Below are 26,660 nucleotides of genomic sequence, written 5' to 3' on the forward strand. Positions count from 1 at the left end.
GAATGCTGCCTGCGAGCAACAACGGCGCCGGGATGAGCATCGGTTTTCCGGACGTGTGCCTGACGCCGGTTGGGCCGGTGGTGGTGCCGATTCCGTATCCCAACTTCGCGCTCAACGCGATGGCGGTGAATTTCTCGGTGAAGGTGAAGGTATCGATGATGAACGCGCTGAACCTCGGCACGACCATCCCGATGACCTTCGGGATGGAGCCCGGGGTGGCGCACCCGCTCTACATGGATGTCGGGGCGTATGTGGCGGGCAACTCCAAGGTGATCATCGAGGGGTTGCCGGGGATCAACCTCACTTGCCCCACGACCGGAAATGCCGGGAACAACGCGGTGGGCGCGGTGCTCGTGCCGAGCGCCGTGAACGTGTTCTACACGTGCGCTGCGGCGCCGGAGGACGTGCTCCCGGGCGTGGGGAACGTGGCGCACGCGCTGCTGGCCGATGGGATCGGGGTGATCCGGATCCGGGTGTTCTCGCTCGACGTGCCGGCGCTCGTGTACCGGGCGGTGCGGGCGCTCGAGGCGGAGGGGATGCGCGAGCTGGTGATCGACGTGCGCGACAACCCGGGGGGAGAGCTGCGGGCGTTCGTGGAGCTGGCGGGGGATTTCCTGCCCGCGGGGAGCGTCGTGGCGACGGTGACGGACGGCGACGGGGACGAGGTGGTCTATCGCTCGCGGCAGGAGGAGCCGTATGCGGTCCCGGTGACGATCCTTGTGAACCGCGGGACGGCGTCGGCGGCGGAGCTGTTCGCGGGGTGCCTCAGGGCGCACGGGCGGGCGGCGATCGCGGGGGAGAGGACTTACGGAAAGGGAGTGGGGCAGGCGCTCTGCGCCGGAGGACGTGGAGCGCGGATGATGACGGCGGTGCGGGTGATGCTGCCGGATGGGGCAGAGGTGCAGGGCGTGGGGGTCGGGCCGGGGGAGGGATGATGCCGTGCCCAACTGGCTGAGAGCCCTCCTGTGCTGCGGCAATCCCAAGAAGCGGGCGACCGCATTCGGCGGTGATCCTCCGACCATCACGGCGTCGAGCCATGATCACGGGGCTTCGCTGCCAGCGATGAGCGACGGCGGACCGGAGCTCTGGTCCCCCAGCGCGCGTCCCCCCGCGCGGGCCGACGATCCGGGGAGCGCCATGACGCGCGCGTATCACCGAGACGACGCCCGCCCCGCGATCTTCGAGTGCGGCGCCGCGGGCGATCGCCCGACGCAGACGCGGGTGACGATGCTCCCGTTCACGCACCCCTACGATTACGAAGGCTCTGTGAAGGACAGGCTCGCATTGCTCGGCCAATGCCTCGACCGCACCGACCAGCTCGGCGCAGGCGACGACGCCGGGACGCTGCCGATACTCCTGGCCCCGGAGGGATTCCTCTCCAACCAGGACGGCGGGGCGCTGACGGATAAGGAGCGCCGGGACGCATTCAAGCGCATCGCGCAGTACAGCAAGGAGCACCCCGGGGTGCTGATCATCCCCGGGACATGTTACTTCAGGACCAAGACGCAGGTATTCAACGTCGTCCCCGTGTTCTACGGCGGCGAGCTGCAGTGCGTGTACTGCAAGCGATGGCCGGGCGGCAATGAGAGGATTGAGGGGCTCACCTGGGGAACGCTGTACCCCGACGCCTCGAAGGACACGAGGGCGCTCTTCCGGTTGCGTGGCCTCACCTTCGCGACCGAGGTGTGCAACGATTATCGGCGGAACCACGTCCTTCGATTCTACGATGAGCACGTCGAGGACAGCGGAGCGTACCCCGATATGGAGGGTGTCGATGTCCACATCCTCCCCTCGCTCGGCGTGCTCCCCGAGACCGACTGGCTCAGCACCTACACCGACAAGGCGGAGGGCGCGACAAAGGAACAGCGGGTGATCAAGTTCACGCACTCCCGCGCGCGGAAGGGCGGGTATTTCCTCCACTGTGACGCAGGCGCCTCGGGCGAGGCCCGCCCTGACGAGGCGCAGATCAAGGCGACGAAGTGTACCGTCCACAGGCGAGAGGGCGATGACGCGGATCACACGGGCTACACCCCGATCCCTGGGACCATACAGAGCGGATCCGGGCTGATATCCTTCGGCCCCTTCCTTTTCCCCTAGCCCGTCCCCGATGGATCTTCGTTCGAGCGTCATCGTCTCCTCGACCAGCGCCGCCGCGCGTGTCGCCGCCGATCCGAGCTTCACGCTCGACGCGAGGGCGCAGGGGGGGCGGCCTCATGCCGGACGCTGACGTGGACGCGCGCAGCGCGCTGCCGCGCCGTGTGGGGGCGGCGGGAGGCCACCGGGATGACTGATTCGCCTCCCCGAAAGCGGAAGAGGAAGAGGACAGCGTCGAATCCCGTGCAGCGTGCCACCGCGGCTCACGGCAAGCCACCGACCGTCACCACATCGGGCCGGGGGACGGAGCGCGCATCCGACCTCGAATCCGGCGGGGAAAATCGCCGCGTCCCGGAGCCTGCCCCGGTGCGCGTCTCGGAGCCCGGACAGCGGGCGGCGATGGATTCGGCGCTCGTCGGCAGCTACAACAGCTCGGAAGCTGAGCGCGATCGCCCGCCGAGCGCCGAGCAAGCGACCCAGCGTCGCGGTGGCTACGCCAGGGAGGCGACCCGCTGGATTCGCGAGAGTGAAGCCGAGCTCACGAAGAACGACGAGTACCGACAGGCTTTCGACAAATTCGACAAGGGCGATCGCGCTCCGCTGGAGGCGCTGGAGAAACGGCTGCTGAGGGACGCGGCGCGCCAGTTCATGCCCGAACTGCTCGACTACCTCGACAGCGACAACATCGCCGTCAGCATCAAGCAGGGCCTACACTGCAACAAGGCGCGCAACGTGAAGTACGAGGCCGAGCGGGAGCCTCACCAGACGATCACGATCACCGCCCTCGGCGGGATCAAGGGCTGCACTTTTCATGTCGTCTACACGATCTCGAAGGGAGCGATCACGCCCACGCGCATCGATCAGACGACCGTGAGCGCGCGGGACCTCGCGAGCAAGGTCGAACCGGACCTCAAGTTCAGGCAGCGGGACCGCGCCGGACTCGACGTCGATGCGGCCATGAAGCTCGACTACCGGAACCTGGGCTCCGTGACCAACAATGTCGGTGTGCTGAAGGAGCTGATCGGCACCCTGTGGGCGAACGAGGACGAGGGCCGTCTCCGGATCTTGCAGCAGAGGCTCGTGGAGATGGGCAATCACGACTTCGCGGAGGACATCGAGGCACTCCTCGACTGAGGGCCACGAGAGGCTCTCCATCGCCCGGTGTCAGGACCCCAGGCCCGAGCTCGGGGGGGTTAGCCCAGGTGGATCTCCTTCCCGTTGATCGTCATCGTCTCCTCGGTCAGCACGGTCGCGCTCTTCGCCTTCGTCGTCGCCGACCCGTCCACCACGGTGTGGCTCTCGCGCGCGTGCAGGCTGAACAGGTCGGTCACGCGCTGGACGAGCGACGCCGCCTTCTGCACCAGCGACCCTGCGAACACCCGCACCTTGTCGCCGTAGAGGTCCACCTCCGGCCCCCGGAGCTCCACTCCCCGGTCCCCGGACAGCCTGAGCGCCCCGCCCGCGGCCCGGACGTCGACGTCGCCCTGGAGCTCGAGCGTCACCTTGCCGGTCCCGTGCAGGACGCCGATGACATAGAGGCGCGCGCCGCGGCCGATCACGAGGAGCACGTCGCCCACCGCGGGCGCATACGGGAGCGCCAGCGCCATCGTCGCCTCGCTGCTCTCGCCGTCCGGCAGCTCGACCACCACCGCCTGCCCGCGGGCCTCCAGCACGTGCGCCGGTCCCAGGTACTCCTCGGCGCGCGCGGACGTGGCGCGCTCCCGAACCACGGCTCCCTCCGACATGGTGGTCCCTCCATCCTCGCTCCGGCTCAGTCCTTGCGAAAGCGCTTGTACAGGCTGCCGAGGAGATTGGGCCGCTCTCGCTTCGACGCGGACGGCGACGGGGTCGGCGCGCGCGGCTCGGGTGAACGCTCGACCTGCGGATCGCGCTCCGGCGCGGGCAGCGGCTCGGGGGCGCGCGGGGGCGCGGGCGTGGCGACCGGCGCTGGCGCGGCGGCGTGCGTTGGCGCAGGTGCAGGCGCGGCGGCGTGCGTTGACGCAGGCGCGGCGGTTTGCGCGGGCGCAGGGGCAGGCGCGGCAGCGTGCATTGGTGCAGGCGCGGCGGCTTGCGCAGGTGCAGGCGCCGCGGCTTGCGCGGGCGCAGGTGCGGCGATCTCCACGGGCGCAGGCGCAGGCGCGGTGTCTTGCGCGGGGCCAGCCGGCGCGGGCGCCGGTGTGGCCTCCGGCTCGGTCAGATCGACCGTGCCCTCCAGCGGCGACGCGATCGCCGGGATCGCCGTCGCGCGGCCCGCCGCCCACGGCGCGCTCGGACGCTCGCCGCTCTCCCGCTCGCCGTGCGCCCCGGCAGGCGCGATCGGAAACGGCGCGCTCACCGCATCGTCCTGACCCGGGCCTCGGACCCTCACGGGCGGCGGCAGGGGCACGGTGCGCGCCTCGCGCGGCCTTCGCTCGCTCCCCGCCGGCGGCAACGTGTCATCGAGCGGGAACGTGCCCTCCAGCGGGTGCGCCCCGTCGCGCGGCCGCTCTCGCGCGGCCGCGACGCTCACCGGCGCATCCACGACGTCGCCCTCCCCGAGCCGCACCGTGGAGCTCCAGTCCGTCCGCTTCGCGCTCTCCCCCGCCGCCGCGTCCGTCGCGCTCGCCGCGCCCGCGGGCGCCTCGCTCAGGTCCGGCCAGGGCACCGGCTCGTCCCCCACCTCCACGCCCACCGCGACGCGCAGCGCCGAGAGCACCTCCTCCGAGGCCACCTGGAAGCTCCCGCGGAACACGATCGCGCAGCGCTCGGCGTCGGGCTGCACGATCAGCGTGTCGCCCGCGAGCGGCAGCCACCGCGCCGCGCCGTTCGGCAGGAGGATCGTCGCGAGCGCCCGCAGCGCCGGCAGGCGCGTCGCCAGCGTCGGGTGGCGCTGGCTCAGGCCCTCCAGCACGATCTCCTCGCCGCCGAGCACCCGATCGAACCGCTGATCCGCGGGCGCGGACTGGAAGTACGACCAGTCGAAATCGTCCGGGATCGACGCGATCCCCTCCAGCTCGGCGCGCGCGAGCCCGCGGAGCAGGCGCGTCCGGCTCGGCACGATCGGCGGGATGGGCCCGAGGCCGACCGGCGCGCGCCCCCCGCCCAGCGGCAGCAGGTTGGGAAGCGCGCCGCCGCCCGCGCGCTCGTCGATGACGGCGCCGACGCCGAGCGGGTTCTCCGGCTCACCGGGGCCGCCGAAGGCGCGCTGGTACTCGATCGGCATCTTCACGAACGGCTCGGGCTGCGCGCCCGCAGGCGCCGCGCCGCCCGTCCGATCGCCCACGACCTCGAGGCGCTTGTCCACGAGCGCCGCCCCCGCGCGCAGGATCGCGAGCCGCACCGCCATGCGCCGGACCGGCGCCCCGCCCGTCGCCCACGCGTGCCCGGTGAGCACCACCTCGGCGCGCGGAAGCCACGGCGCGAGCTCGCTCGCCGCGAGCAGCGGCTTCATCGGGTTCCCCCGCGTGTAGACCTCGCTCCGGATCACCTCGAGCGGCTCGATCCGCCGCACCTCGCCGCCGGGGACCATCGCGAACGTGGCCTTGGCGACGAGGGTCACATGGAGCTGGCCGCGGCTGCGCCACAGCGCCGCGGCCGCCGCGACCGGGCCGGCGCGGAAGACGTCGAGGGCAGAACGCGCAGCAGTCATGGGCGAGGGGCGTCGAGCCCGCGGGCCAGCGCTAGTTCGTGTTGAGCTCGACGCGCAGGAGCTTGCGGCCGATGAAGAGGTAGTCGCCGTGGGCGAGCTCGCGCTCGCTCTTGATGCGCACGTAGGTGCCGTTGCGGCTGTTGAGATCGGTCAGCGTGAACTTGCCGTTGTGCTCTTCGAGGCGGCAGTGCGAGCCCGACATGTACAGGTCGACGGGGAAGTTCAGATCGCCCCCCTCGCGCCCGATCTGCAGCGAGGTGCCGCGCGCGCAGACGGTCATGCCGACCGCGCCGCCCTGGAGCACCTGCGTGAGGCGGAACGGGCTCGGGTGCTTCGGCGACGAGTAGAAGTAGGTCCCGTCCGGATCCTGGCCGTCGGAGGCGCGCGGCGTCGGATCGAGCCGGAAGAGCTGCTCGCCCGCGAGGAAGGTGTCGCCCGGCGTGATGTCGATGGTGCCGCGCACGCGGATGTACACGCCGTTCAGCGAGCCCTCGTCGCGCACCACCAGCTTGCCGTCGCGGTAGAAGAAGTTCGCGTGCTTCGGCGAGACGAACGGGTCGTCCGGGAAGACGAGCTGCCCGTTGCGGCCGACGATGTGCTGCTCCGCCTTGAGGTGGAACGAGAGGCCGTCCATGCCCTCGCCGCGGATGAGGATCAGCTTCGCCTTCGCCGGGTTCTGCATGTCCCCGAAGAACAGCGTCTGCGCGTTGAGGATCTCGGGCGGGACCGCCGTTCCGCACCTCCCACAGAACTTGTGGCCCGAGGGGACACCGCTCGAGCAGGAACGGCAGACGTAGTTACGGGCTTGCTCCATCAGCTCCTCCTGGGAGAGTTCGGCGAATTCGCTCTTGGGCGAGGTGGTCTTGGGGCCCCGGCCCTGACCGCGCGGGCTCGTCGGGTCGAGCCGGGCGCCTGCGCTGCCGGCCGCGGGCGTCGGGGAGCGCCGGGCCGCGATGGCCGGCGAGCTCGCCCGGCGCTGCGGCGTGAACAGGGCCAAGTCGTTCGCGCACTCAGGGCAACGCGCGGTGCCCATCGGGCTCCACAGGTCGCACTGGCCACAGACGATGCCAATCTCGTGCTGCTCGGTGTGCAAACGTCTCCTCGGTGCATTGGAGGACCGCGGATCGCGGTTCTCCGACCCGCGCCAGTGGAAGGCCGCCGTGGCGGACCTCCGACCGATGAAGCGAGCCAGGACGGGGAACCCGGGCCGCTGCTCGCGCGGGGTCCCCGACCCGGGTGGAGAGAGACACGGTTCTAGACGTCGATGAGCGGAGGGGTCAAGCTCGAGGTGACGCCGGCCGGGTCGACGGCCGGCCCTGCTCAGCGCACGAAGGTGAAGCGGCGCCGGTCGTCGCTCCAGCCGGCGCCGCCCCAGAGCCGGAAGACGATCCGCTGGTTGCACGCGGCGCGCGGCTGCAGGCCGAAGTCGCGCGAGTCGTCGTGGTAGCTCCGGTTGTCGCTCAGGAGGAAGACCGTGTCGGGCTGCACCTCGACGTGGTGGCGGCGCTCGAGCGGAGGCCTGCGCCCCGTCGCCCGGGCGTGGAGGCCGGGGCCCATCATCACCATCTCGCACGAGAGCTGCACCGGGTTGCCCGTGGCCGGGTCGGTGATGCTCACCTTGGGCTCGGCGCACGCCGTCTCGGCGTCGTAGCGCTGCCCGTTCACGACGAGAGAGGTGTGGTCGACGTCGACCGTGTCGCCCGGCACGCCCGCGATCCGGCCGACGATGTGGCTGCCGGGGGCCTCGGGATCCGGGCACCGCACCAGCTCGCCGAAGCCGGGGGTGCCCCGCGTCAGCACGACGACCGCGTCGCCCGGGGCGAGGCTGGGCGCGATCGAGGCGCCGAGCATCGGGTCGTTCGGCACCACCCAGACGTCGAGGACCAGCGCGCGGAGCACGACGCCGAGCACCAGCAGGGTTCCGACGATCCAGAGCAGCCCGTTGAACAGCTTCCGCATGCAGCGGCGCAGCCTAGCGCAGCTCTGGCCGCGGGCGACGGGCAAGCGAGGTTGCCCGTCGCCGCGGCGCCGTCAACGCAGGCACCCCCGGTACGGCGGCAGCTCGCTCGGGCTCGCGCCCGCCGCGATCTCGCGGGCGGCGGAGAAGAGCTCGGGCCACACGTCGAGGCGGCTGAAGTACGAGGTCCCGGTCGTGTGCTCGTCGCCGTCCATCACGCTCGACGAGATGACGCCGACGACGTCGCCCCCCCGATCGCTGCGCGCGGGCCCCCCCGAGTCGCCGGGGCAGATCGAGGCGGTCGCGACGAAGTGCCCCGGGTTCACGGCGTCGATCGTGCCGCCCAGCCGCGGCACGAGGTGGATCGGGTCGCGCGAGAGCGCGCAGCGGCCGAAGCCGTAGGGCGTCACCTGCTCCTTGGACACCGGCTCGGCCTCGATCCGCGGCGGGAGCGTCGGGATCCCGATGAGGCGACGCGACAGCACGAGGATCGCGATGTCGCCCTCGCCCGACGTGTACCCGCAGTCCGGCGACACCACCGCGCGGACCTTCACGTCGCCCCACGGCAGGTGATCGCCCCCGAGCTCGACCGAGATCGCCTCGGGGTCCTGATCGCGCCGCAGCGTCCTGCCGTTGTCGTCCCGCGACGCGACGCAGTGGTGCGCGGTGAGCACCAGATCCTCGGTGATCAGCGTCCCCGTGCACGTCACGTCGGTGACGATCCGGACGATCGCGTCCTCGTTCGTCGCCAGCTCGAACGGCGGCCGCAGCCCGACCTCGCGCTGCTCCATGCCCGGCTTCGCCGCGGGGATCGGCAGCCCCGCGTTGGTGATCGGCGGCGCGCAGCCCGCGGCGACGGCGAGGGCGAGGGCGAGCGCGGCCGCTACGGCGGCGCCGCGTCGGTACAACCCTGTCGATGCGGTCGCCAGGGCGCCCAGCGTGCGAGCTTGCGGCTGTTCCACCTGAGGGAGACCCTCCCAAGCGCAACCGGTTGTTTTATCGGACAGCGCCCCCGGTACGGACGCGCCGAGCATTGCCAAAGGCTACGGCATAAGACGGTGACCGTCATTCGACATCGACAGGGTTTCCAAGCTTGGATATGGCCTCGACGATCGCATCCGCATCGCGCGTCTCGTGGCCCTGTAGCTTTACGTTGATGCTTGCGCGCACACTTTGTTGCTTGTGTTGCCTCGGTTGCCTCGGTTGCCTCTGTTGCTTCCGACGACGTTCCGCGTGACGCGTTAGCGCACCGCGACGAGGCGCACCTGGCTCGCGCTGCGCTCGTAAGCGGCGCGGGCGGCGACCGCGTCGACCTGCGGATCCTCGACGCCCGCGGCGACGAGCTGCTCGAGGAAGGCGCGCTGGTGCTCGGACTTCGCCGCGAGCCACGCGGGGCAGGCGCCGGCCGCGCACGCCGCCGACGCTTGCTCGGCCGCGGCAAGGGCGTCCCGGACGCGGCCCCGGCGCAGGAGCGCCCGCGCCGAGAGGTGCGCCGCCTCCGGAAGCGCGCGCACCTCGCTCGGTGCCGCGTCGAGGGCCGAGGAGGCGAGGCCGGGCTGATCGCGCTCCAGGTACGCCGCGGCGAGGGCGGTGACGCTGGCCGGCGTCCTGCCCTCGGCGTAGCGGGCCTCGAGCGCCGCGAGCTCGTCGAGCCCCGCCGCGGCGCGCGGCGGCAGGAGCTGCGACGCCCGGACGCTCGGCCCGAGCCCGATCGTCCAGGCGACCCCCGCGAGAACCAAGCCGTTCGCGACGAACAACCCGAAGCGCATCACCCGACCTCCAGGAACCGGCAGGGGCTGCCGGCCGCCGGCGGCGGCGGCCGTCGGTGACGGGCAGTCACGTGCGGTAACATGCGGTGAACGAAGCGACAGCGGGGCGGCGCAGAGGTTCCCGCGAAGCGCGAGCGGCGCGCAGTTGGGTAACTGGCGGGAGCTGGCCGGGCGGTTGGCCGTGTGGTCGGCGCGCCTACAGGACGGCCATCGGCTGCGGGGCTACTCGCTCGGGAGCACCACCAGGTCGTCGCGGTGGACGACGACGTCGTCGTCGCCGGCTTCTTCGCGCTTCTTCCGCGCGGTGCGCGCGGCGTCGCTGGCGGACATCCGCGCGAGCCCGCGCGCGATCTCGGTGCCGTCCGGGTCGACGACGGCCACGGCGTCGCCGGGGAGGAAGGTGCCGCGCACGCCGAGGACGCCGACCGCGAGGATGCTCCGGTTCTTCGAGCCGATCGCCTCGGCGGCGCCGCGGTCGACGAGGATGGCGCCGCGCGGGCGCAGCGTGTACGCGATCCAGTGCTTTCGCGCGCTGAGCCGCTGCGGCACGGCGGCGAAGAGGGTGCCGACGTCCTCGCCCGAGACGATGCGCGTGATGATGCCCGGCTCGCGGGCGGCGCCGATGACCACGTGCGAGCCCGCGAACGTGGCGCGCCGGGCGGCCTCCACCTTGCTGGCCATGCCGCCGGTGCCGACGCCGGAGGTCGACGCCCCGGCGAGGTGCCGCGCCTCGCGGGCGACGCTGCGCACGAAGGGGACCCGGCGCCCGTCGCCGTCGAGAAGGCCCTCGACGTCCGAGAGGAGGATGAGGAGATCGGCCTCGCAGAGCGGGGTCACCATCGCCGCGAGCTGGTCGTTGTCGCCGAACTTGATCTCCTCGACCGCGACGGCGTCGTTCTCGTTGATGATCGGGATGGCGCCCGCCTCGAGCAGCGCGGCCAGGGCGTTCCTTGCGTTGTTTGTGCGCGTGCGATCCGCGAGATCGGCGTGCGTGAGGAGCACCTGCGCGACGAGCAGGCCGACCTTGCCGAAGGCCTCCTCGTAGCGCTGCATCAGCACGCTCTGGCCCGCGGCGGCGGCGGCCTGGAGCCACGCCATGTCCTTCGGGCGCGACTTCAGCCCGAGCTTCGCCACGCCGAGGGCGATGGCGCCGCTCGACACGATGACGAGGCTCCGGCCGGAGCGGGCGCGGAGCGCGGCCACCTCGGCGGCGAGCCGGTCCCAGGCGTCGCCGGAGAGGCTCTTCGAGCCGATCTTGACGATGATGCGGCGGCAGCGCCGGAGCGCGGCGCGCGCGCCCTGCGGATCGAGCTCCGGCGCGGCGTCGGCCGCGGGGCGGCCCGCGGCGGCGCCCTTCGCGGCGGTGCGGTCCTCGGGTTCAGTCATGGGGGAGGCCGGCGGCGGCGATCTCGTCGAACGCCGCGTCGAGGCGGCGCTCGATGTACTCCGGGACGGAGGCGCCCGCGAGAAGGAAGGCGTCGATCCAGCGCGTGAACTCGTCGCGCAGGTCCTCGGTGCCGCTCGGCAGGACGGTGAAGCTCGCCTGGAGGGAGGGGGACAGCGCGCGGCGCACGGCGCGATCGACGGCGTCGCGGACCCAGCGCGCCTCGTCGGCGTGGACGCGCACGGCGCTGGTCCGGCGGAAGCGCGTGATGTAGCGGTCGAGGAGGTGGCCGAGCGCGTAGACCTCCAGGCCGCGCGCGGCCGCGGCGAGCGCCAGGGCCGGGTTGAGCCGCCGGAGGACCTCCTTCGTGACGAGCTGCGCGGCCTTGCGGAGCGTGGTCTGCTCCGATCCGGGCTCGACGAGGAGCGCGCGCGCGTCGGTGGTGAGGCTGAGGCCGTGGCGGGCGACCGTGTCCTGCACGATGGCGCCGCGGATGCGCAGCAGCATCCGCGCGGGGAGCACCGGGACCGGGATCCACGAGGCGCCCACCGCGAAGGCGGTGAGCACGGCGAGTCGACCTCCGGGAGGCGGGCCGCCCGGGGTGACCTGAGCGGCGGTCGGCTTGTTCGCGGCGGGTTCGGATGACATCGGGCGCACGGTACTACGGCGGCCGGCGGGTCAGAAGAGGGGGGTGAGCTCGACGATCGCGGCGCGGCAGCGCGTCGCGGCGAGGACGACGTCGCGGGTGGTCGCGCCCTCGGGCAGCGCGGCGGCGAAGCGCGCAGGCCCGCCCCGCAGCGCGATCCCCCGGGCGGCGAGCTCCTCGCGGAGGAGCTCCGCGTTCGTGCGGACGGTGATGGCGTAGAGGCGGCTCCCGGCGGCGATGTCCGCGAACGTGCCCGAGAAGGCGAGCTCGCCGCCGGTGAGCACGAGGACATCGGTGGCGCCGCGGACCAGACCGCCCCGCGGGCCATCGACGTCGAGCCGCGCCGCCGTGAGCAGCGCGCCGCGGCCGTCGGTGGCGCCCGCGAGCGCGGCCAGGACGAAGGCGGCCGCGGCGCCGTCGAGGCCGACGAGCGGATCCTCGGCGATCAGCACGGCGGGCGAGGTCACGATCGCCTGGGCGAGGACGAGCGCGCGGCGCTCGGGCAGCGCGAGCGTGCTCAGCGCGCGCTTCCGGAAGGCCGCGAGGCCGACCCGGGCCAGGGCGGGGGCCACCATCTCGGCGGCCGCGCGCGAGGAGGCCCCCGCGAGCCGCGCGCCCCAGCCGACGTAGGCGTCCACGGTCCAGGCGAGCGGCAGCGGCGGATCGAGCGGCGCCGCCCCGCTCGCCGCGCGGTGCGCGGAGCGCGCGACGTCGCGGCCGGCGATCTCGAGGCGCCCGGCGACGACGCGCGCCTCGCCGGGCGCCGCGTCGCTCGCGTCGTCGCCCGCGCCTGCCTGCGCCTGCCCGCGGAGGGCCGAGAGCGGGATGCCCGTGATCGCCGCGAAGAGCGCGCCCCCGTCGCCGGCGCAGAGCACGCGATCGCCGCGCGTCGCCGCGGTGAGCGCCTCGACGGCGACAACGTCGTCCACCGCGATGCGCGCCGCGCGGGCGTCGAGCAGCGGCGGCGCCGCGGGCGCGGCGTGCTCCGCGGGATCGGCGGTCCTCGGCGACGCGGGCTCGGCCTGCTCCATCGGCTCAGCGGTCCTTCGACGCGGGCCACGCGGGCCCTTCGCGCTCGTCCTCGCGGGCCGTGGCGGGGGCGCCGAACGAGATCTCCCCGGCGAACTCGCTGCGCGCGAGCGGCCTGTCCGCGCCGAACACGAAGAACGGCGTGAGGGCGCGCGCGGCGTCGAGCATCACGGGCGGGATCGACGCCTTCGCGAGCTCGCCCTGGGCCTGCGCCGAGAAGCCGACGAGGCTGAGGGCGTAGCCGAGGAGCGACGTGTCCTCCTCGGGGAGCGACAGGACGGGCGCGTCGTCGGGCAGCTGCCCCATCCGGCGCGCCTCGGCGATCGCCTGCCGGAGCCCGCCGATGCGATCGATGAGCCGGCGCTCGACGGCCTGGCCCCCGGTCCACACCTGCCCGCGCCCGAGCGCGTCGACCTCCTCGGCCTTCATGTGCCGGTTCTCGACGATGCGGGCGACGAACCGATCGTAGAACTGCTTCACCTTGATGCCGAGCTGCTCGCGCTCGTCGTCTGTGTACGGCCTGTAGATCGACTCGGCGTCGGCGCGCGGCGTCGAGCGGAACGTCTCGATGTTGACGCCGAGCTTCTGCAGGAGCCCCGTGACGTCGACCTTCCCGTAGAAGACGCCGATGGATCCGGTGATCGACGAGCGGCTCGCGAAGATCGGGGCGCCGGCCAGGGACGCGTAGTAGCCGCCGCTCGCGGCCGACGAGCCCATCGAGACGATGAGCGGCTTCACGCGCGCCGTGAGGATCGCCTCGCGGAGGATGACGTCCGCGGCGAGCGTCGAGCCGCCGCCCGTCTCGACCCGGAGCACGACGGCGCGGACGCTCGCGTCTTCCCGCGCGCGGCGCAGCGCGCCCGCGACCGTGTACGAGCCGGCGAGCTTGACGCCGACGAACGGGATCGACCGGCTCTCGCCGTCGATCATGTCGCCGTCGAGGTAGACGAGCGCGAGCTTGGGCGCGTGGCCCCAGCGCTCGGGCGCCTCGTCGCTCGGGCTGTCGTCGACGACGCGGGAGGCGCGCCCCATCACCTCGTCGACGGCGCGGCCGAGCTCGTCGTCGTAGGCGAGCAGGTCGACGAGGCCGCTCTTCCGCGCCTCCTGCGCCAGGAACGGCCCGCGCGCGAGCCGGCGCTCGAGCTCCGGGGCGGGGATGCGGCGCCCGGCGCTCACCTCGGCCAGGAAGGCGTCGTTGAGCTGATCGAGCAGCGCCTGGTGGTCTTCCTTGCCGACCCGCGTGCTGGTCTCGCGCGCGAACTGCTCGGCGGCGAGCTTGTGCGCGCCGATGCGGACGATGTCGGCCTGCACGCCGAGCTTCTTCAGGAGGCCGCCGAAGTAGAAGTAGCTCGACGAGATGCCGGAGAAGCGCAGCCCGCCCGCGGGGTTCATGGCGATGGCGTCGGCGCTCGAGCACACGTGGAGCGCGCGCCCACCGGCGTCCTCGAGGTGGCAGAGGACCTTCTTGCCGTGGCTCCTCAGGTTGCGGATCGCGTCGGAGACCTCCTCGGCGTGGGCGAGCGAGCTGGCGGGCTCCGCGCGGAGCACGAGCGCGACGCCCGAGACCTCCGGGTCCTCGGCGAGGCGCCAGAGCTGCTGGAGGAGCCGCGTGTGCCTGCGGACGCCCGGGGTCGAGTCGAGGCGGACGCGGACGACGCGGGCCGGCAGCTGGACGCCCGGCTCGGAGAAGCTGCGGAGCGCGACGCCGGCGTAGAAGCCGGTGCCGCTCTTCGTGATGGCGTTGCCGAAGACGCCGCCGGCGGAGACCTGCACCTCGTCGACGTTGACGTCGAGGCCGGCCATGGCGGCGATCTGCGGGCCGCCGCGCTCCGTGAGGTCGCGCAGCGCCACGTCGCCCCGGAGCGTGCCCACGTAGGGCACGCGCAGGCCGAGGGTCGCCCGAGGCGTCCAGGCGCCGCTCTCGTCGGGATCGCTGTTCTCGACGTAGGAGGTCTCGAGCCCGATCTCGAGCGCGCGCCTGCCGCTGACGGGCCGCACGGCGATGCCGAAGTCGTAGCTGCGCTCGATGGCCTCGCGGAGGCGGTTCTCGGGGCGGTTCCAGTCGCGCGCGACGGCCGAGAGCGAGAGCCAGGTGGCGGGCCGGAGGGTGATGCCGCTCGTGAGCGAGAAGTACCCGTCGAGCGCAGGCGTGTCGGAGCTGCCCCAGCCGAGCGTCGTGCCGAAGGCGAAGGACGGGCCGGTGTCGAGGGCGAGCCCCCAGCGGACCCAGCGCGACGGGCTGTCGAACGGCGCCGGCGCGGCGTCGGGCGGGTCGAGGAAGTCGAAGCGCAGGCCTGTCGACACGAACCAGAGCGGCGCGCCGAGCGAGATCGAGTGGCCGCGCGCGGGCAGCGGCGAGGCGGAGCCCGTGTTGACCCACGTCCACCGGAGCTCCGTGCCTGGCAGGAAGGAGAGGTTCGCGGGGTTCAGCGCGATGGCCGAGGTGTCGTCGCTGCTGGCGACGGCCTTGCCGGGATCGGGGAGCGGTTGCGAGGGGCCGTCGGTCGGCGCGGCGTGCGCGGCGGTCGCGCCGGCGAGTACGCAGAGGCCGAGGAGCGCGGCGGCGACGCTGGCGGGGCGAGCGACGCCGCTCGCGCGAGCGACGCTGGCCGAGCGAGCGACGCTGGCGGGGCGAGCGATGCCGGCGGGGCGAGCGGCGCCGGCGGGGTGAGCGATGCTGGCGAGCCGCCCCAGCCGGGCGGGACGCGGGGAGCGGGCGAGGCTTTCGGGGCGGTGTAGGTTGTTCATGCGCGGATGAGCTCCCGGAGCGTATCCGCTTCCGCGTCGTACGTCCGCTGGACCTCGGCGAGGGCGAGGCGCTCGACGAGCGGGCCGAGCAAATGCAGCCGGATCTCGATGTCACCCTCGACGCGGCGCCGGGTGCGGCCCTGCGGCAGGCGCTCGAGCCGGTACGTCCCCGCGGAGCGGAAGTAGCTGCGCCACTGTTCCTTCGGGCTGACCTGCCACGTGGAGGCGTGGTCCGAGAGGCGGTAAGTCGAGCGCTCCTCCCAGGACATCGCGTCCTTCGCGACGGGGTAGCTCCGGAAGATCGGCAGCGGCGCGCTCGCCTGGAAGCGCAGGACGCGGAGGAGCTCCCCGTCGCGGAGCGCGTGCTCGACGGTCACGACGCTCTCGAGGGACGCGACCCGCGTGGCGAGCCGCGGCCCGAGATCCGGCGAGAGCACGGCGAGCTCCACGGCGTCGAGGGGCGCGTCGAGCTCGTGGGCGATGGTGAAGTGCACGCGGCCTTGTAACACGCCCGCTTCGAGGACCAGGCGCGAGGGCGGGAGGATCGAGCGCGGGCGTGGGAGGATCGAGCGCGGGCGTGGGAGGATCGAGCGCGGGCGTGGGAGGATCGAGCGCGGGCGTGGGAGGATCGGGCGCGGGCGTGGGAGGATCGAGCGCGGGGGCCGGTTATGCGTCCGGGGCGGGCTCCGGGACGGCGACGGGCGCGGCGGCCGTCACTTTTCGGTGGGAGCGCCGCTTCACGCTCGCCCGATAGCGGGAGACGAACTTCGCTGCGAGCTTGGGCTGATCGCGGAAGGCATAGCGGCCGCCTTCGCGGATCTCCCTGGCGAGCTCGTCCGCGGCCCAGAACGCGCGGTTGCGGAGCTCCAGCGCCTGCGCGGCGCTCGCGTCCGAGGCCTCGTTGGCGGCGGCGTCCTCGAGGGCGTCGGCGAGCGCGCTGGCCCTCGAGAGATCCTTGCTCGTTATATCGGTCACCCCGAGTGCGCCCTCGTGGTCAGCCCAGAAATCGACGAGATCGCGCAGGTCCTGGATGGTGTCGGCCAGGCCGGAGCCGTCGGCGATGCGCGAGAGCTCCGCCTGGGCGGCGTCGTCGTTGCGGCAGCCCCAGCGGCCGCCGGCCAGGAGCTTCGCATCGAGCGCCTCGGCCTCGTCGCGGAGCCTCCGCTGCGCGGACGTGAGCTTCACGGCGCCGCGCGCCTTCTGCCACGCCTTCTCGATCGCGCCGAGCCGCCGCGCGAAGCGCGCGAGGAGATCCACCTTGTCGGCGGTGACACCGATCTTCGCGAGGCGCGCCTGCTCAGCGCCCGCGAGGCGCGAGAGCGAGGCGAGCTCGCGCTCGGCGACGCTCAGGGGGATATCGGGCGGGGACGCATAGCCCGGATCGAGCGCGAGGAGCGCCTCGTCGGTGGTGGGGTCGTGGGTCTTTGCGGCTGGGCGCTTCGTCTTCGCGGCCGGCGTCCCGCTGGACGACCTGGGTTTGCGAGACGTGGAGTCGGGCGTGTTCTTCACGGTGCGTGTCGGGGGCATGAGCTCCCTCCTGGTTGAGAGGTACCGGAGGATGGTCGCTTATCGAGAGTGGCTGTCAAGGACGTTTGGCGCGCTGATGCGCCGGAATCCTGCTGCGAGGAGCCCTTGGCGCGACATTGAGGGAGAGGCGGCCGGCGAGGAGAGGGAAGGGCGGCGCGCTGTAATCGGCTGTAATCGAGCGGGTGTTGACACGGTGGGTCGTGCCGGACATGGGTGGCCGCGAGTTCAATAGACCTTGCGTCGGGGGTGTCTCTAATGCGACACGCGGGCTGGTTGTGTCGTCTTGCTTTGTTTTGTGCTGTGCTTCTGCTGCTCGGGCGGGGGCATGAAGGCCTCGCGCTGGCAGGGCCTCCGGAGCCGCGGCTCGTGCCGCTGGCGCCGCCGGGCGGCGGGGTAGCGCTCTCCTCGATTCCCTTCCGGCTGCCGAGCGACGGTGTCGGGGGGCTATCCTTCGGGCCTCGGGTGGACGTGCCGCCGGTCGATGACGTGGGGGCGCCTCATGGTGAGGTGGTGCTCCCCGACAAGGCACGCGTGGTGGCGTTCGAGGGGGCCGTGCTGGAGATCCCTCAGGGCGCGGTGGACGAGCCGGTGCGGATCACGATTCGCCCGCTCGACCAAGGCGAGGTGCGTCCGATGGGGCGCGCGATGGTCAACGTCACGCCCAAGGGGAGGGCGTACCGATTCGGGCCGCACGGGCTCAAGTTCAAGAAGCCGGTGCGGCTGACGTTGCCTTATGACGAGCGCGCGATTCCCCCGGGGATGACCGCGCAGCACGTGACGGGCTTCTACTTCGACGAGGCGCTGGGCCAGTGGCAGCACGTCGCGCGGGACGGCGAGGCCGAAAAGGGCAAGCTGGCGAGCCTGACCGACCACTTCACCGACTTCGTGAATGCCACGCTCGCGATGCCGGACGCGCCGGGCACGCGCAGCTTCGATCCGAACAGCATCAAGGGGCTCGCGTTGGGCAGCCCGTTCGCCGCGGTGACGGTGGTCGCGCCGCCGGAGGCGAGCTCCAGCGGCGCGGCGCGGCTGAGCCATGCGATCGAGGTCCCGCCGGGGCGCAACGGGATCCAGCCGGCGCTCGCGATCGCGTACGACAGCGAGCACCGCAACGGATGGCTCGGCGTGGGGTGGGATCTGAGGCTGTCGAGCATCGAGATCGACACGCGCTTCGGGGTGCCGACGTACGCGGCGGGCGAGACGCCGCGCTACTTGCTCGACGGGAGCGAGCTCGTGCAAGCCGAAGGCGGCGCCTGCGGCGACCCGTGCCTGTTCCGGCGGCGCGTGGAGGGGCGGTTCGACCGCATCGCGCGGCACGGTACCGGGGCGACCGACTACTTCTGGGAGGTGACGGACAAGGACGGGACAACGGCTGTCTATGGCCGCGACGCGAACGCGCGGCTCGACGATCCCGAGCCGGGGCCGGACCAGCCGCGCAATGTGTTCCGCTGGTACCTCGACGAGGTGCGCGACACGTTCGGCAACCAGATGCGGGTCCACTATGAGCGCGAGGTCGAGGCAGGTCCGCCGCCGCGCATCGAGGTGCACCCCGAGCGCATCGAGTACACGGCGAACGCGTCACGAGGGGTCGAAGCGGCCTATGCCGTGGACTTCGTGTCCGAGAGCGGGCGGCCCGACGTCATGCTCAGCGGCAGGCCCGGCTTTCTTGAGCAGACAGCCAAGCAGCTCTCGCGTGTGGACGTGCGGTTCGGCGACGTCGTGGTCCGCAGCTACGCGCTCCATTACATCGACGGCGATTTCGGCAAGCGCCTGCTGCAGGCCATCGCGTTCCACGGGCGAGGCGCGCGGCGGGCGGGCGGGCAGGTGACGCTCGGCGAGGAGCTTTACCGGCATACGTTCGAGTACTTCACGGCGCCGCGCACCGCGTCCGGCGAGGTGGCGGCGTTCGCGCAGGCGGCCGAGGCATGGGGACAGGCCAAGACGAAAGACGGCCTGTCGCGCACGGAGGACTCGACTGCGGGTGGCAGCGCGTCCGTCGGACTGGGCATCGGCATGTTCTCGATCTCGGTCGGCGGGGGCGGCTTCTTCGGCGACGAGACGGTGCGCAAGAGCGTGTTCGATCTCAACGGCGACGGGATGCCCGACTTCCTGGAGGACAGCGGCGATGTCGGGCTCAACCTGCTTCGCGCGGCATCCGGGAACCATGTGACGGCGGCGAGCGCGCTCGGCTCGTTCGACAGGGATCTCGGCCTGACGGACCGCTCGGGGTGGAGCGTTTACGCGGGGCTGAACATCGCGGCGGTGAGCGGCTCGGTGGGGTACACGCGGAGCAGCACGGAGGACGAGCAGATCGTCACGGACATCAACGGCGATGGCTACCCCGATCTGGTGTCGGGCGGTCCGCTCGGTGGCGTCTACGCCGCGCTCAACGACCGGCGAGGCCGCTTCGGGAGCAAGCAGCCGTGGGGCGCGCTCGACACGAGCGGCGCGCCCTCAGGGCGCCCCGACTTCGCGGCGGCGGCGCGCAAGGACTTGCACCCGGCCGATCCGCTGCTGCGCTGGATCGCGCCGTTCGAGGGAGACATCCGCATCGGCGGGGCGCTGCAGAAGCAAGAAGCGGGCGGCGACGGGGTGCGGGTGCAGATCGTGCGGAGCGGCGAGGCCGAGCCGCTCTTCGACGATGTGCTCGACGGGGACGAGCTGACTCCGTGCCTCCTTGGCGCGCATCGGTGCGGCAGCGAGGTCCTCACGACGCATGTGGCCGCGGGCGATCGGATCTATTTCCGGGTGAGCGCGGCGCCGGCGATCGACCCCGAGCGGCCCGTGGACACGGCGGCCGACCTGATCTCGTGGAGCCCGTCGATCACCTACGAGGCGAGCGAGGAGCAGCTCGCGCAGGTGGGGCCGGATGGAGCGCCGATCCACCGCTTCGAGTACAGCCAGGACCACCGGCTCGCGGGGCGGCCCGACGTGCCGTGGGTGGCGCCTGCTGACGGCAGCGTCCGGATCACGGGCGATCTCACGAAGTGGGCAACGAGCGATGAGCTGCGGGTGGAGATCGTGCGGGAGCGCGGCAGCGCCGCGGCGGAATCGATTCTGACGCCGCAGCGCGTGGACGCGGGTGCCGGCGGGCTCGGGCTGGGCGCGCTGCTGCCCGAGGCGATCCCGGTGCTCGCGGGCGATCGCCTTCGGTTCCGGGTGAAGGCCGAGTTGCCAGATGACCCGGCGCGCATCGCGTGGAGCCCGGTGGTCCGTTACGAGGAGTACACGCGCGTGGATCGTGCGACGGGCGCGCCGCGGCGCGGGCAAGTGCAGTGCAGCGGACAGCCGAACGGCCGCACTGGCTGCACGCTGCACAACGACGGGCCCGGGGACGCGCCGCTGCCGCTCGCGCTCATCGAGCAGCGGGCGCACGTGTCGATGCCTGTCGCGAGGTGGTCGCATACGACGCGCCCGAAGCCGTGGATCGCGCCGAGCACGGGGACAGCGCGGCTCGAGGGAATGCTGTTCGTGCCGGGGACCTATACTTTCTCTCAGCCGTTGACCCTGGTCGTTCAGGGCGTGCACCGGCTGCTCTTCAAGCAGGCGTATTCCGCGCCGAGCGCTGCTGGCACCGCATACCCCGTGGACCTCGACCTCGAGGTCCAGGCCGGCGAGCCCATCTTCGTCACGGCCTTCGCGCAGGAGCCGCCCACGGGCGCCGCCCTGCACGCGACGATCGACGGGGAGCCGGTGTCGCTCGGCGTCTTCGCGCCCGAGGCGGCGATGAGCGGCGGGTCAGAGGACCCGATGGCCGGCGGGTTCCATGGCTGGTCGGTCGGCTTCCTCGACGGAGATCGCGCGTTCTCGGAGGCGGACATCGCCTTTCCGACGCTCCACCCGGAGCGCGGCTTCACGCTCGCCGTGCCGCTGCCGCAGGGGAGCGCGCCGGTGTGGGGCGCGGCCGCGTCGGAGGCGTTCGTCGGCGGCAGCGCGGTCAAGCCGTCGATCGTGGGCAAGGTGAGGCGGGGAGAGGGGCAGCTCGGTCGGCTGCGCAGCGCGGAGACGTGGAACGCGGAGATCAGCGCCAACCTCGGGCCGCTGGGGGCGGGCTACAGCTGGGGCAGCACCACGTCGGACCTGGACCTCATCGACATCAACGGCGATCGATTGCCCGACAGCGTGACGCGCGAGGGCGCGGTGCTCAACACGGGGCGAGGGTTCGGGCCGCGGGACAGCTGGTCGCTGCCGGAGGCGCTGCGGCGGATCGAGCACCGTGCGATCCGGCTGGAAGGGAGCGCATCGGTCACTGTCGACAGCGAGATCCAGACGATCTCCAAGACCACGAGCGAGGGGCGCTTCGAGGGGTACCTGCACACGCAATTCCGCGTTGGGACGAGCTACGGCCTGTCTGCCACTCAGGTGGATCTGGTGGACGTCAACGGTGACGGCTTGGTGGACCAGGTGACGCAGGATCCCCGGAGCGGGGTGATGAAGGTGGCGTTCAACCTGGGGCATCGGTTCGCGGGGCCGGCGCCGCTGGACCGGGCGCGCTTCGAGAAGAGCGACTTCGATGCGGGGACGCTGCGCGAGACGCTCGGCGACATCTTGAGCGAGTTCACGGACGCGGCCGGGGTGGACGCGGTGCGGCTGGAGGACACGGGCGCGAACAGCGTCGGCGTCGGCGTGGACGCGACCGTGGCCGCCGCCGGCGCGGGGTACACGTACACGACGGCGCGGACCGTGGTGGACTTCGCGGATGTGAACGGCGACGGGTTGCCGGACAAGGTGATGAAGGCGCCGGAAGAGCCGTGGTTCCGGGTGCAGCTCAACCTCGGGAGCCGGTTTGCGCCGGAGGAGCCCTGGCCCGCGGGGGCGTGGGGCGTGTCGATCGATCCGCCGGAGTACGCGTTCATGGGCGGGGGCGACGCGGTGAGCTTCCGCAGGTCGGAGAGCTACGAGGGCAGCTTCAAGGTCGATGTCTGCTACTTCGTGTGCGTCGGCGGGTCGGTGTTCTACTCGGAAGGCGCCGGCTCATCGCACCTCGCGTTCGAGGACATCGACGGCGATGGGCTTCAAGATCACGTGCTCAAGCGGGACGGCGACGCGACGGTGTACGCGCGGGTCAACGCGCTCGGCAAGACGAACCTCTTGCGGCGGGTGAGCCGGCCGCTCGGCGGGAGCATCGAGCTCGACTACCGGCGCGAGGGCAACCTGGTCGTGCCGAGCGAGGGCGCGCTCGGGGAGATGGATAGGGCACCTCAGGTCGACATGCCGTCGAGCCAGTGGGTGCTGAGCGAGGTGACGGTGCACGACGGCGTGGAGGGAGCGCCGGGGGTGTACGGGGTGCACGCGTACCGGACGAGCATCGCGACGCACGCGGATGGGGTCTACGACCGGGACGAGCGGGTCGAGCTCGGGTACGGGCTCGTGACGACGACGGCGCTCGGCGAGGATGGCGTCACGGCGATGTCGAGCGAGGAGGTCGAGCACCTGAACGACAGCTTCTACCGGCGCGGGCTTGTGGTTCGGTCGACGCTGCGCGACGGCGACGGGCTGCTCTACACGGTGAACGAGGTCGACTACGCGCCGCCGCCCGAGGGGCTGGAGCCCGGGGTGGGCTCGTTCTTCCCCAAGGAGACGGAGAGGAGGAGCGCGTTCTACGAGGGGACGACCGACGACCCGAGCGCGCCGCACAAGAGCACGCGCGAGACGCGGGTCTTCGACGAGCTCGGCAATCTGATCGCGCTGCACGCCGACGGCGAGGCCGATACGTCGGACGACAACGTGCATCAGCGGGTGGACTACACGGAGCCTGGCTCGGCCTACATCGTGAAGCCGGAGCTCGTCGAGACGACGGACGAGCAGGGTCGCGTGCTGCGCCGGCGCACGGCGACGTACTGGCCGGGAACGGGCGCGCTGCGGACGGTCACGAACGTCATCTCCGGCGGCAAGCGGGCGGATGGGACGACCTACGCGAACGCGGAGGCCACGTGGAGCTATGTGTTCGACGACTTCGGCAACCTCGAGACGTCGACCGACCCGAACAGCTACAAGTTGACCTACAGCTACGATGAGGTGACGCACAGCTACCGCACGTGCGCGAGCGATAGCTTCGGGTACCGTTCCAACAGCGTGCCGAATCTGCTGTATGGCACGGTGGCACAGGAGACCGACGTCAACGGGCACACGATGGTGCACCGGGTGGACGACTTCGGGCGGCTCACCGAGGTCTGGGGGCCGAGCGACCTGGCGGAGGACGGCGAGGACGCCGGGCCGGTCGGGTGCACGCCAACGACGGTGTACGATCCGGAAGCGCTCGTGGGCGAGGGCGAGCCGACGATCGGGTTCGAGTATGCGCTCCAGCCGGATCAGACTGCCGCGCTGCCGGCGTGGGCGAAGACGAGCCACAAGGACGTGGAGCACCCGGGCGACCCGATCGTGACGGTGATGATCGCGGACGGGCTGGGGCGGGCGCTGCAGACAAAGAAGGACCACGAGCGGGACACGGGTACGGGCACGGAAGTCGGGATGACGGTCAGCGGGGCGGTGGTGTTCGACGCGCTCGGTCGCGTGGTGGAGCAGGGGCAGCCGGGTTTCAGCGCGGAGCCGGACACGGCGTTCGTGAACCTGCCGCTGGTGCGGCCGACCCTCACGCGTTACGACGCACTGTCGCGTGTGCGGGAGGTCGCCACGCCGGACACGAGCGCGCCGGGCGGCTACGCGCGGACGGCGATCGAGCACGACCTGGTGGCGCTGGAAGGACAGCTGCTGTTCCAGGAGATGGTGATCGACGCCAACGGGAAGGTGCGGAACACGTACCGGGACGTGGGTGGGCGGATCGCGGCGGTGGAGGAGTTCAACCGGATCAAGGGGGTGGAGACGCGGATCGTGACGCGTTACCAGCACAACCCCCTCGGGGAGCTCGTCCGGGTGACGGACGCGCGCAACAACGCGACGACGGCGAGGTACGACTCGGTGGGCCGGATGGTAGAGCTCGTGAGCCCCGACGCTGGGCACACTGGGTGGCGCTACGATCTGGCCGGGAACCTGCGCGCGAAGCAGACGGCGGAGCTCGCGGCGCGGGGGCAGCTGATCCGGTACGAGTACGACTTCAACCGACTGCGGAAGATCGACTATCCGGTGACGCAGGATGTTGTCTACACGTACGGCGAGCCGGACGACGCCGGGGACGAGGACGGCAACCGAGCGGCGCGGCTGGTGGAGGAGACGAGCGCGGCGGGCAAGCGCAGCTTTCGTTACGATCGGTTCGGCAACACGGCGGAGCTGACCTCGGAGTTCCCGCGGCTGCGGGAGCCGCACAGGGGGCCGTACCAGGCGACGATGAAGTACGTGTTCGACGCGCTGGGCCGGATGCAGGAGCTCCACTTCCCCGGCTCGGGCGAGGAGATCGTGCGCTACGGGTACGACCGCGGGGGCGCGGTGGTGTCGGTGGTCGGGGAAAACCAGCGCGTCAATCCGCAGCACCCGAGCGAGCCGAGGACGACGGAGTACCTGAGGCACATCGGGTACGACGAGCTCGGGCAGCGGGTGCGCGTGGTGGCGGGCAACGGGATCGAGACGAGGTACCGCTACGACGAGTCGACGCGGCGGATGGCGGAGGTCGACGCGGACCACCAGAGCGCGCAGATGCGGTCGATGGGGCGGCCGCCAAGGCCGTTCCAGCGGCTGCGGTACCGGTACGACCTCGTCGGCAACATCCGGCAGCTGAACAACGAGGTGCCGTTCGACGAGTCGCTGGGCGGGGCGGTCATGGTGGCGCGCACGCAGCAGCGGTTCGCGTACGACGACCTGAACCAGCTGACCGAGGCTTCGGGGATTTACCAGGAGCGGGGAAACGAGCAGCAGCGGTACACGCTGGGTATCGACTACGATGTCCTCGGAAACGCGACGACGAAGCGCCAGGAGGTCGCCCAGTACGCGCGGGTCGGGGTGGACAACTGGCAGATGCAGTATCCGATCCGGGAGAGGACGTACCGGAACGACTATCGCTACGCCGGGCCGAGGCCGCACGCGGCGAACCAGGTGGACGAGTACGTGCCGGCAGAGTCGCAGCCGCGGCTGAGGGAGCTGTTCTACGACGCGAACGGCAACCACAAGCAGTGGAAGTACCGGAACAGCCTGCAGCGCACGCTGAGCTGGGACGAGGACAACCGGCTGGTGTCGGTGAGCGAGAACGGGCAGGAGATGTCGCGTGCGCTGTACGACGGCGCCGGGGAGCGGCGGGTCCTTCTGCACCGGGTCGCTGGCGAGGAGGAGACGGCGTACGTCGACCAGCACCTCGTGGTGCGCAACGGAGTGATCGCGACGAAGCACCTGTTCGCGGGGGAGACGCGGATCGCGAGCAAGATCGACGCGGACTGGTTCCAGAGGCCGCCGGTCTTGTACTACCACCCGGACCACCTCGGGAGCACGCAGTACGTCACCGACCAGGACCAGGCGCTGAGCCAGCACGTGGAGTACCTGCCGAGCGGGGAGCTGTGGGCGGACCAGACGGACTCGCGGTACCAGAACCGGCAGCCGTACCTGTTCAACGGGAAGGAGCTCGACCTGTCGACGGGGCTCTATCACTACGGGGCGCGGAGCTATGAGCCGCGGCTGGGAGTGTGGCTGAGCCCGGATCCGGTGCTGGCAGGGTACATGGCCGGCAGGATCAACGGCGGGGTGTACCGGCCGATCAACCTGGGGCTGTACACGTATACGTGGAATAACCCCGTGGTCTTCATCGATCCGGATGGCAGGTATTCAAAGGAAGCTGCGCAGGTTGTGGAAACCGCCGTGAAGGCAGTCGGTCCGGCCGCCGCGGCGGCGGTGGCTGAGCCCACGCCCTTTGGGGAGGTGATCGTCGTTGGCGCGGTCATTCTGGGAGGCGTAGGCCTCGCGGGCTATCTGATCTACGATGCCGTCACGGATGGAGACCCGCCCAAGGCATCGGAAGCTGCGCCTGCGCCAGCGCCTCCCGCGGCAGTACCGGCGCCACCCCCACCGCCAGCAGCGGGAGGGGGCGGGGCGAAGGAGCCTCCCAAGCCGCCTGCCGCAGTTGCGGCGGAGCCGCCGAAGAAGCCGGCAGGAGACGGAGCAAGGGTTACCGGGGATGCGCTGAAAGCGGCGCGGGTTGAGTTTAACGCAATCAAGCCGAGATTTTGGCAGAATGAAGCCGCAGTTAACGCGGGCTCGTACTCGGCGGAGAATATCGCACGGATGAGGCTGGGGAAAGCGCCGCTCGGGCCTGATGGGTATCCGATGGAACTGCATCACATCAGGCCTCTAGCCGAGAGCGGGACCAACAGTTTTAGTAACCTGAGAGCCATGAGTCGGACTGAGCACCGATTGGGTCCGAGTTACAAGAAAAATCATCCAAATTTGCCATGAGGAAGATGAAGAAATGAGTATTGATGAATTGCGAACGTTGTTTGATGAGAGTCCGAGTCGGTCGGTTGGTCGCGGAGCAGAAGATTCGGAAGTTGCGGCAGCAGAGCAACGGCTCGGGATAAAGTTGGATGGGGGGTATCGCGAATTTTTGAGAATCTATGGATGGGGGGGTATTGGGTCTGTTGAGCTGTATGGGCTAGGTAGTGATGTGCCTTCGTATCTTGATCTTGTGTGCATTGCGGAGAGCGAGCGAAGGGAGATGAGTCCGCGACTTCCGGAGTATTTGGTGCCGATTATGAATGATGGTGGAGGTAATCTTTACTGTTTGGATATCCGGGTCGAGGAGCCCTTGGTAGTTCTGTGGGACCATGAGGCTGGAGAAGGCCAGGAGCCCTCTGTTGAGGGGTCCAGTTTTGTAGAATGGTTATTGGCGTTCCTGAAATCTATTCAATGAAGCGAGCTCTGCGTGGATAGTGATGCGTTACGAGAACAACCCGCTGTACGAGCTTGTCCGGGTGACCAAGGCGCGCAACAACGCCGGGGAC

Annotated in this window: 17 protein-coding genes; 5 read left to right on the forward strand and 12 right to left on the reverse strand. The window is 71.3% G+C overall.

Annotation, left to right across the window (positions count from 1 at the left end; translation table 11 throughout):
* Positions 1–2 precede the first annotated feature (2 nt).
* The 3 genes from WME90_RS43840 to WME90_RS43850 all read left to right on the forward strand — a co-directional run bounded on the left by WME90_RS43840 (position 3) and on the right by WME90_RS43850 (position 3,228).
* Positions 3–935: a S41 family peptidase gene (locus WME90_RS43840; RefSeq protein ID WP_437278051.1), complete on the forward strand. Its 933-nt coding sequence runs from the start codon at positions 3–5 to the stop codon at positions 933–935.
* Positions 936–939: 4 nt separating this feature from the next.
* Positions 940–2,097 (forward strand): hypothetical protein, encoded by a 1,158-nt coding sequence (locus tag WME90_RS43845; protein ID WP_437278052.1) that lies wholly within the window; start codon positions 940–942, stop codon positions 2,095–2,097.
* 363 nt (positions 2,098–2,460) lie between these two features.
* Entirely contained in the window at positions 2,461–3,228 is a 768-nt protein-coding gene (locus WME90_RS43850; RefSeq protein ID WP_437278053.1) for a hypothetical protein, read from the forward strand.
* 59 nt (positions 3,229–3,287) lie between these two features.
* Here WME90_RS43850 and WME90_RS43855 read toward each other — a convergent pair whose 3' ends face one another.
* The 12 genes from WME90_RS43855 to WME90_RS43910 form a co-directional block, all read right to left on the reverse strand.
* Positions 3,288–3,839, reverse strand: a complete 552-nt coding sequence (locus WME90_RS43855; RefSeq protein ID WP_437278054.1) for a DUF3540 domain-containing protein — start codon at positions 3,837–3,839, stop codon at positions 3,288–3,290.
* A 26-nt stretch (positions 3,840–3,865) separates the two neighbouring features.
* Positions 3,866–5,722, reverse strand: coding sequence for a DUF2169 family type VI secretion system accessory protein (locus WME90_RS43860; protein ID WP_437278055.1), 1,857 nt, complete (start codon positions 5,720–5,722; stop codon positions 3,866–3,868).
* 31 nt (positions 5,723–5,753) lie between these two features.
* Positions 5,754–6,815, reverse strand: coding sequence for an FHA domain-containing protein (locus WME90_RS43865; protein ID WP_437278056.1), 1,062 nt, complete (start codon positions 6,813–6,815; stop codon positions 5,754–5,756).
* 227 nt (positions 6,816–7,042) lie between these two features.
* On the reverse strand, positions 7,043–7,681 hold the full coding sequence (gene lepB / locus WME90_RS43870) for a signal peptidase I (RefSeq protein WP_437278057.1): 639 nt from the start codon (positions 7,679–7,681) through the stop codon (positions 7,043–7,045).
* A gap of 72 nt (positions 7,682–7,753) precedes the next feature.
* Entirely contained in the window at positions 7,754–8,641 is an 888-nt protein-coding gene (locus tag WME90_RS43875; protein WP_437278058.1) for a trypsin-like serine peptidase, read from the reverse strand.
* Between the two features lie 279 nt (positions 8,642–8,920).
* The gene (locus WME90_RS43880; RefSeq protein ID WP_437278059.1) at positions 8,921–9,448 is read right to left on the reverse strand and encodes a hypothetical protein; all 528 of its coding nucleotides are present in this window, start codon (positions 9,446–9,448) and stop codon (positions 8,921–8,923) included.
* A gap of 222 nt (positions 9,449–9,670) precedes the next feature.
* Complete coding sequence (proB, locus tag WME90_RS43885; RefSeq protein WP_437278060.1) at positions 9,671–10,834, reverse strand: glutamate 5-kinase; 1,164 nt, start codon at positions 10,832–10,834, stop codon at positions 9,671–9,673.
* Positions 10,827–11,480, reverse strand: a complete 654-nt coding sequence (locus WME90_RS43890) for a hypothetical protein (RefSeq protein WP_437278061.1) — start codon at positions 11,478–11,480, stop codon at positions 10,827–10,829. Before WME90_RS43890 ends, proB begins: the two co-directional genes overlap by 8 nt.
* Before the next feature lie 30 nt (positions 11,481–11,510).
* Positions 11,511–12,509: an ABC transporter ATP-binding protein gene (locus tag WME90_RS43895; protein ID WP_437278062.1), complete on the reverse strand. Its 999-nt coding sequence runs from the start codon at positions 12,507–12,509 to the stop codon at positions 11,511–11,513.
* A gap of 4 nt (positions 12,510–12,513) precedes the next feature.
* A complete protein-coding gene (sppA, locus tag WME90_RS43900; RefSeq protein WP_437278063.1) occupies positions 12,514–15,255 on the reverse strand; it encodes a signal peptide peptidase SppA in 2,742 nt (913 codons plus the stop codon).
* The gene (locus tag WME90_RS43905) at positions 15,252–15,749 is read right to left on the reverse strand and encodes a DUF2505 domain-containing protein (protein ID WP_437278064.1); all 498 of its coding nucleotides are present in this window, start codon (positions 15,747–15,749) and stop codon (positions 15,252–15,254) included. The genes sppA and WME90_RS43905 overlap by 4 nt, the downstream gene beginning before the upstream one ends.
* A gap of 172 nt (positions 15,750–15,921) precedes the next feature.
* Positions 15,922–16,782, reverse strand: coding sequence for a hypothetical protein (locus WME90_RS43910; RefSeq protein WP_437278065.1), 861 nt, complete (start codon positions 16,780–16,782; stop codon positions 15,922–15,924).
* Between the two features lie 300 nt (positions 16,783–17,082).
* Between WME90_RS43910 and WME90_RS43915 the strand changes: the two genes are divergently transcribed.
* Together WME90_RS43915 and WME90_RS43920 are read left to right on the forward strand one after the other, a co-directional pair.
* Positions 17,083–26,115, forward strand: a complete 9,033-nt coding sequence (locus WME90_RS43915) for a SpvB/TcaC N-terminal domain-containing protein (RefSeq protein ID WP_437278066.1) — start codon at positions 17,083–17,085, stop codon at positions 26,113–26,115.
* 13 nt (positions 26,116–26,128) lie between these two features.
* Positions 26,129–26,569, forward strand: coding sequence for an SMI1/KNR4 family protein (locus WME90_RS43920; protein WP_437278067.1), 441 nt, complete (start codon positions 26,129–26,131; stop codon positions 26,567–26,569).
* Positions 26,570–26,660: the final 91 nt, after the last annotated feature.

The organism is Sorangium sp. So ce375 (genome assembly GCF_051473855.1).
GTDB lineage: Bacteria > Myxococcota_A > Polyangia > Polyangiales > Polyangiaceae > Sorangium.

Excerpts from the sequence above, each read along its gene's own strand:
- WME90_RS43910 (WP_437278065.1), bottom strand. The coding sequence starts at position 16,782 with ATGCCCCCGACACGCACCGTGAAGAACACGCCCGACTCCACGTCTCGC.
- WME90_RS43855 (WP_437278054.1), bottom strand. The coding sequence starts at position 3,839 with ATGTCGGAGGGAGCCGTGGTTCGGGAGCGCGCCACGTCCGCGCGCGCC.
- proB (WP_437278060.1), bottom strand. The coding sequence starts at position 10,834 with ATGACTGAACCCGAGGACCGCACCGCCGCGAAGGGCGCCGCCGCGGGC.
- lepB (WP_437278057.1), bottom strand. The coding sequence starts at position 7,681 with ATGCGGAAGCTGTTCAACGGGCTGCTCTGGATCGTCGGAACCCTGCTG.
- WME90_RS43920 (WP_437278067.1), top strand. The coding sequence starts at position 26,129 with ATGAGTATTGATGAATTGCGAACGTTGTTTGATGAGAGTCCGAGTCGG.
- WME90_RS43890 (WP_437278061.1), bottom strand. The coding sequence starts at position 11,480 with ATGTCATCCGAACCCGCCGCGAACAAGCCGACCGCCGCTCAGGTCACC.
- sppA (WP_437278063.1), bottom strand. The coding sequence starts at position 15,255 with ATGAACAACCTACACCGCCCCGAAAGCCTCGCCCGCTCCCCGCGTCCC.
- WME90_RS43860 (WP_437278055.1), bottom strand. The coding sequence starts at position 5,722 with ATGACTGCTGCGCGTTCTGCCCTCGACGTCTTCCGCGCCGGCCCGGTC.
- WME90_RS43880 (WP_437278059.1), bottom strand. The coding sequence starts at position 9,448 with ATGCGCTTCGGGTTGTTCGTCGCGAACGGCTTGGTTCTCGCGGGGGTC.
- WME90_RS43840 (WP_437278051.1), top strand. The coding sequence starts at position 3 with ATGCTGCCTGCGAGCAACAACGGCGCCGGGATGAGCATCGGTTTTCCG.
- WME90_RS43895 (WP_437278062.1), bottom strand. The coding sequence starts at position 12,509 with ATGGAGCAGGCCGAGCCCGCGTCGCCGAGGACCGCCGATCCCGCGGAG.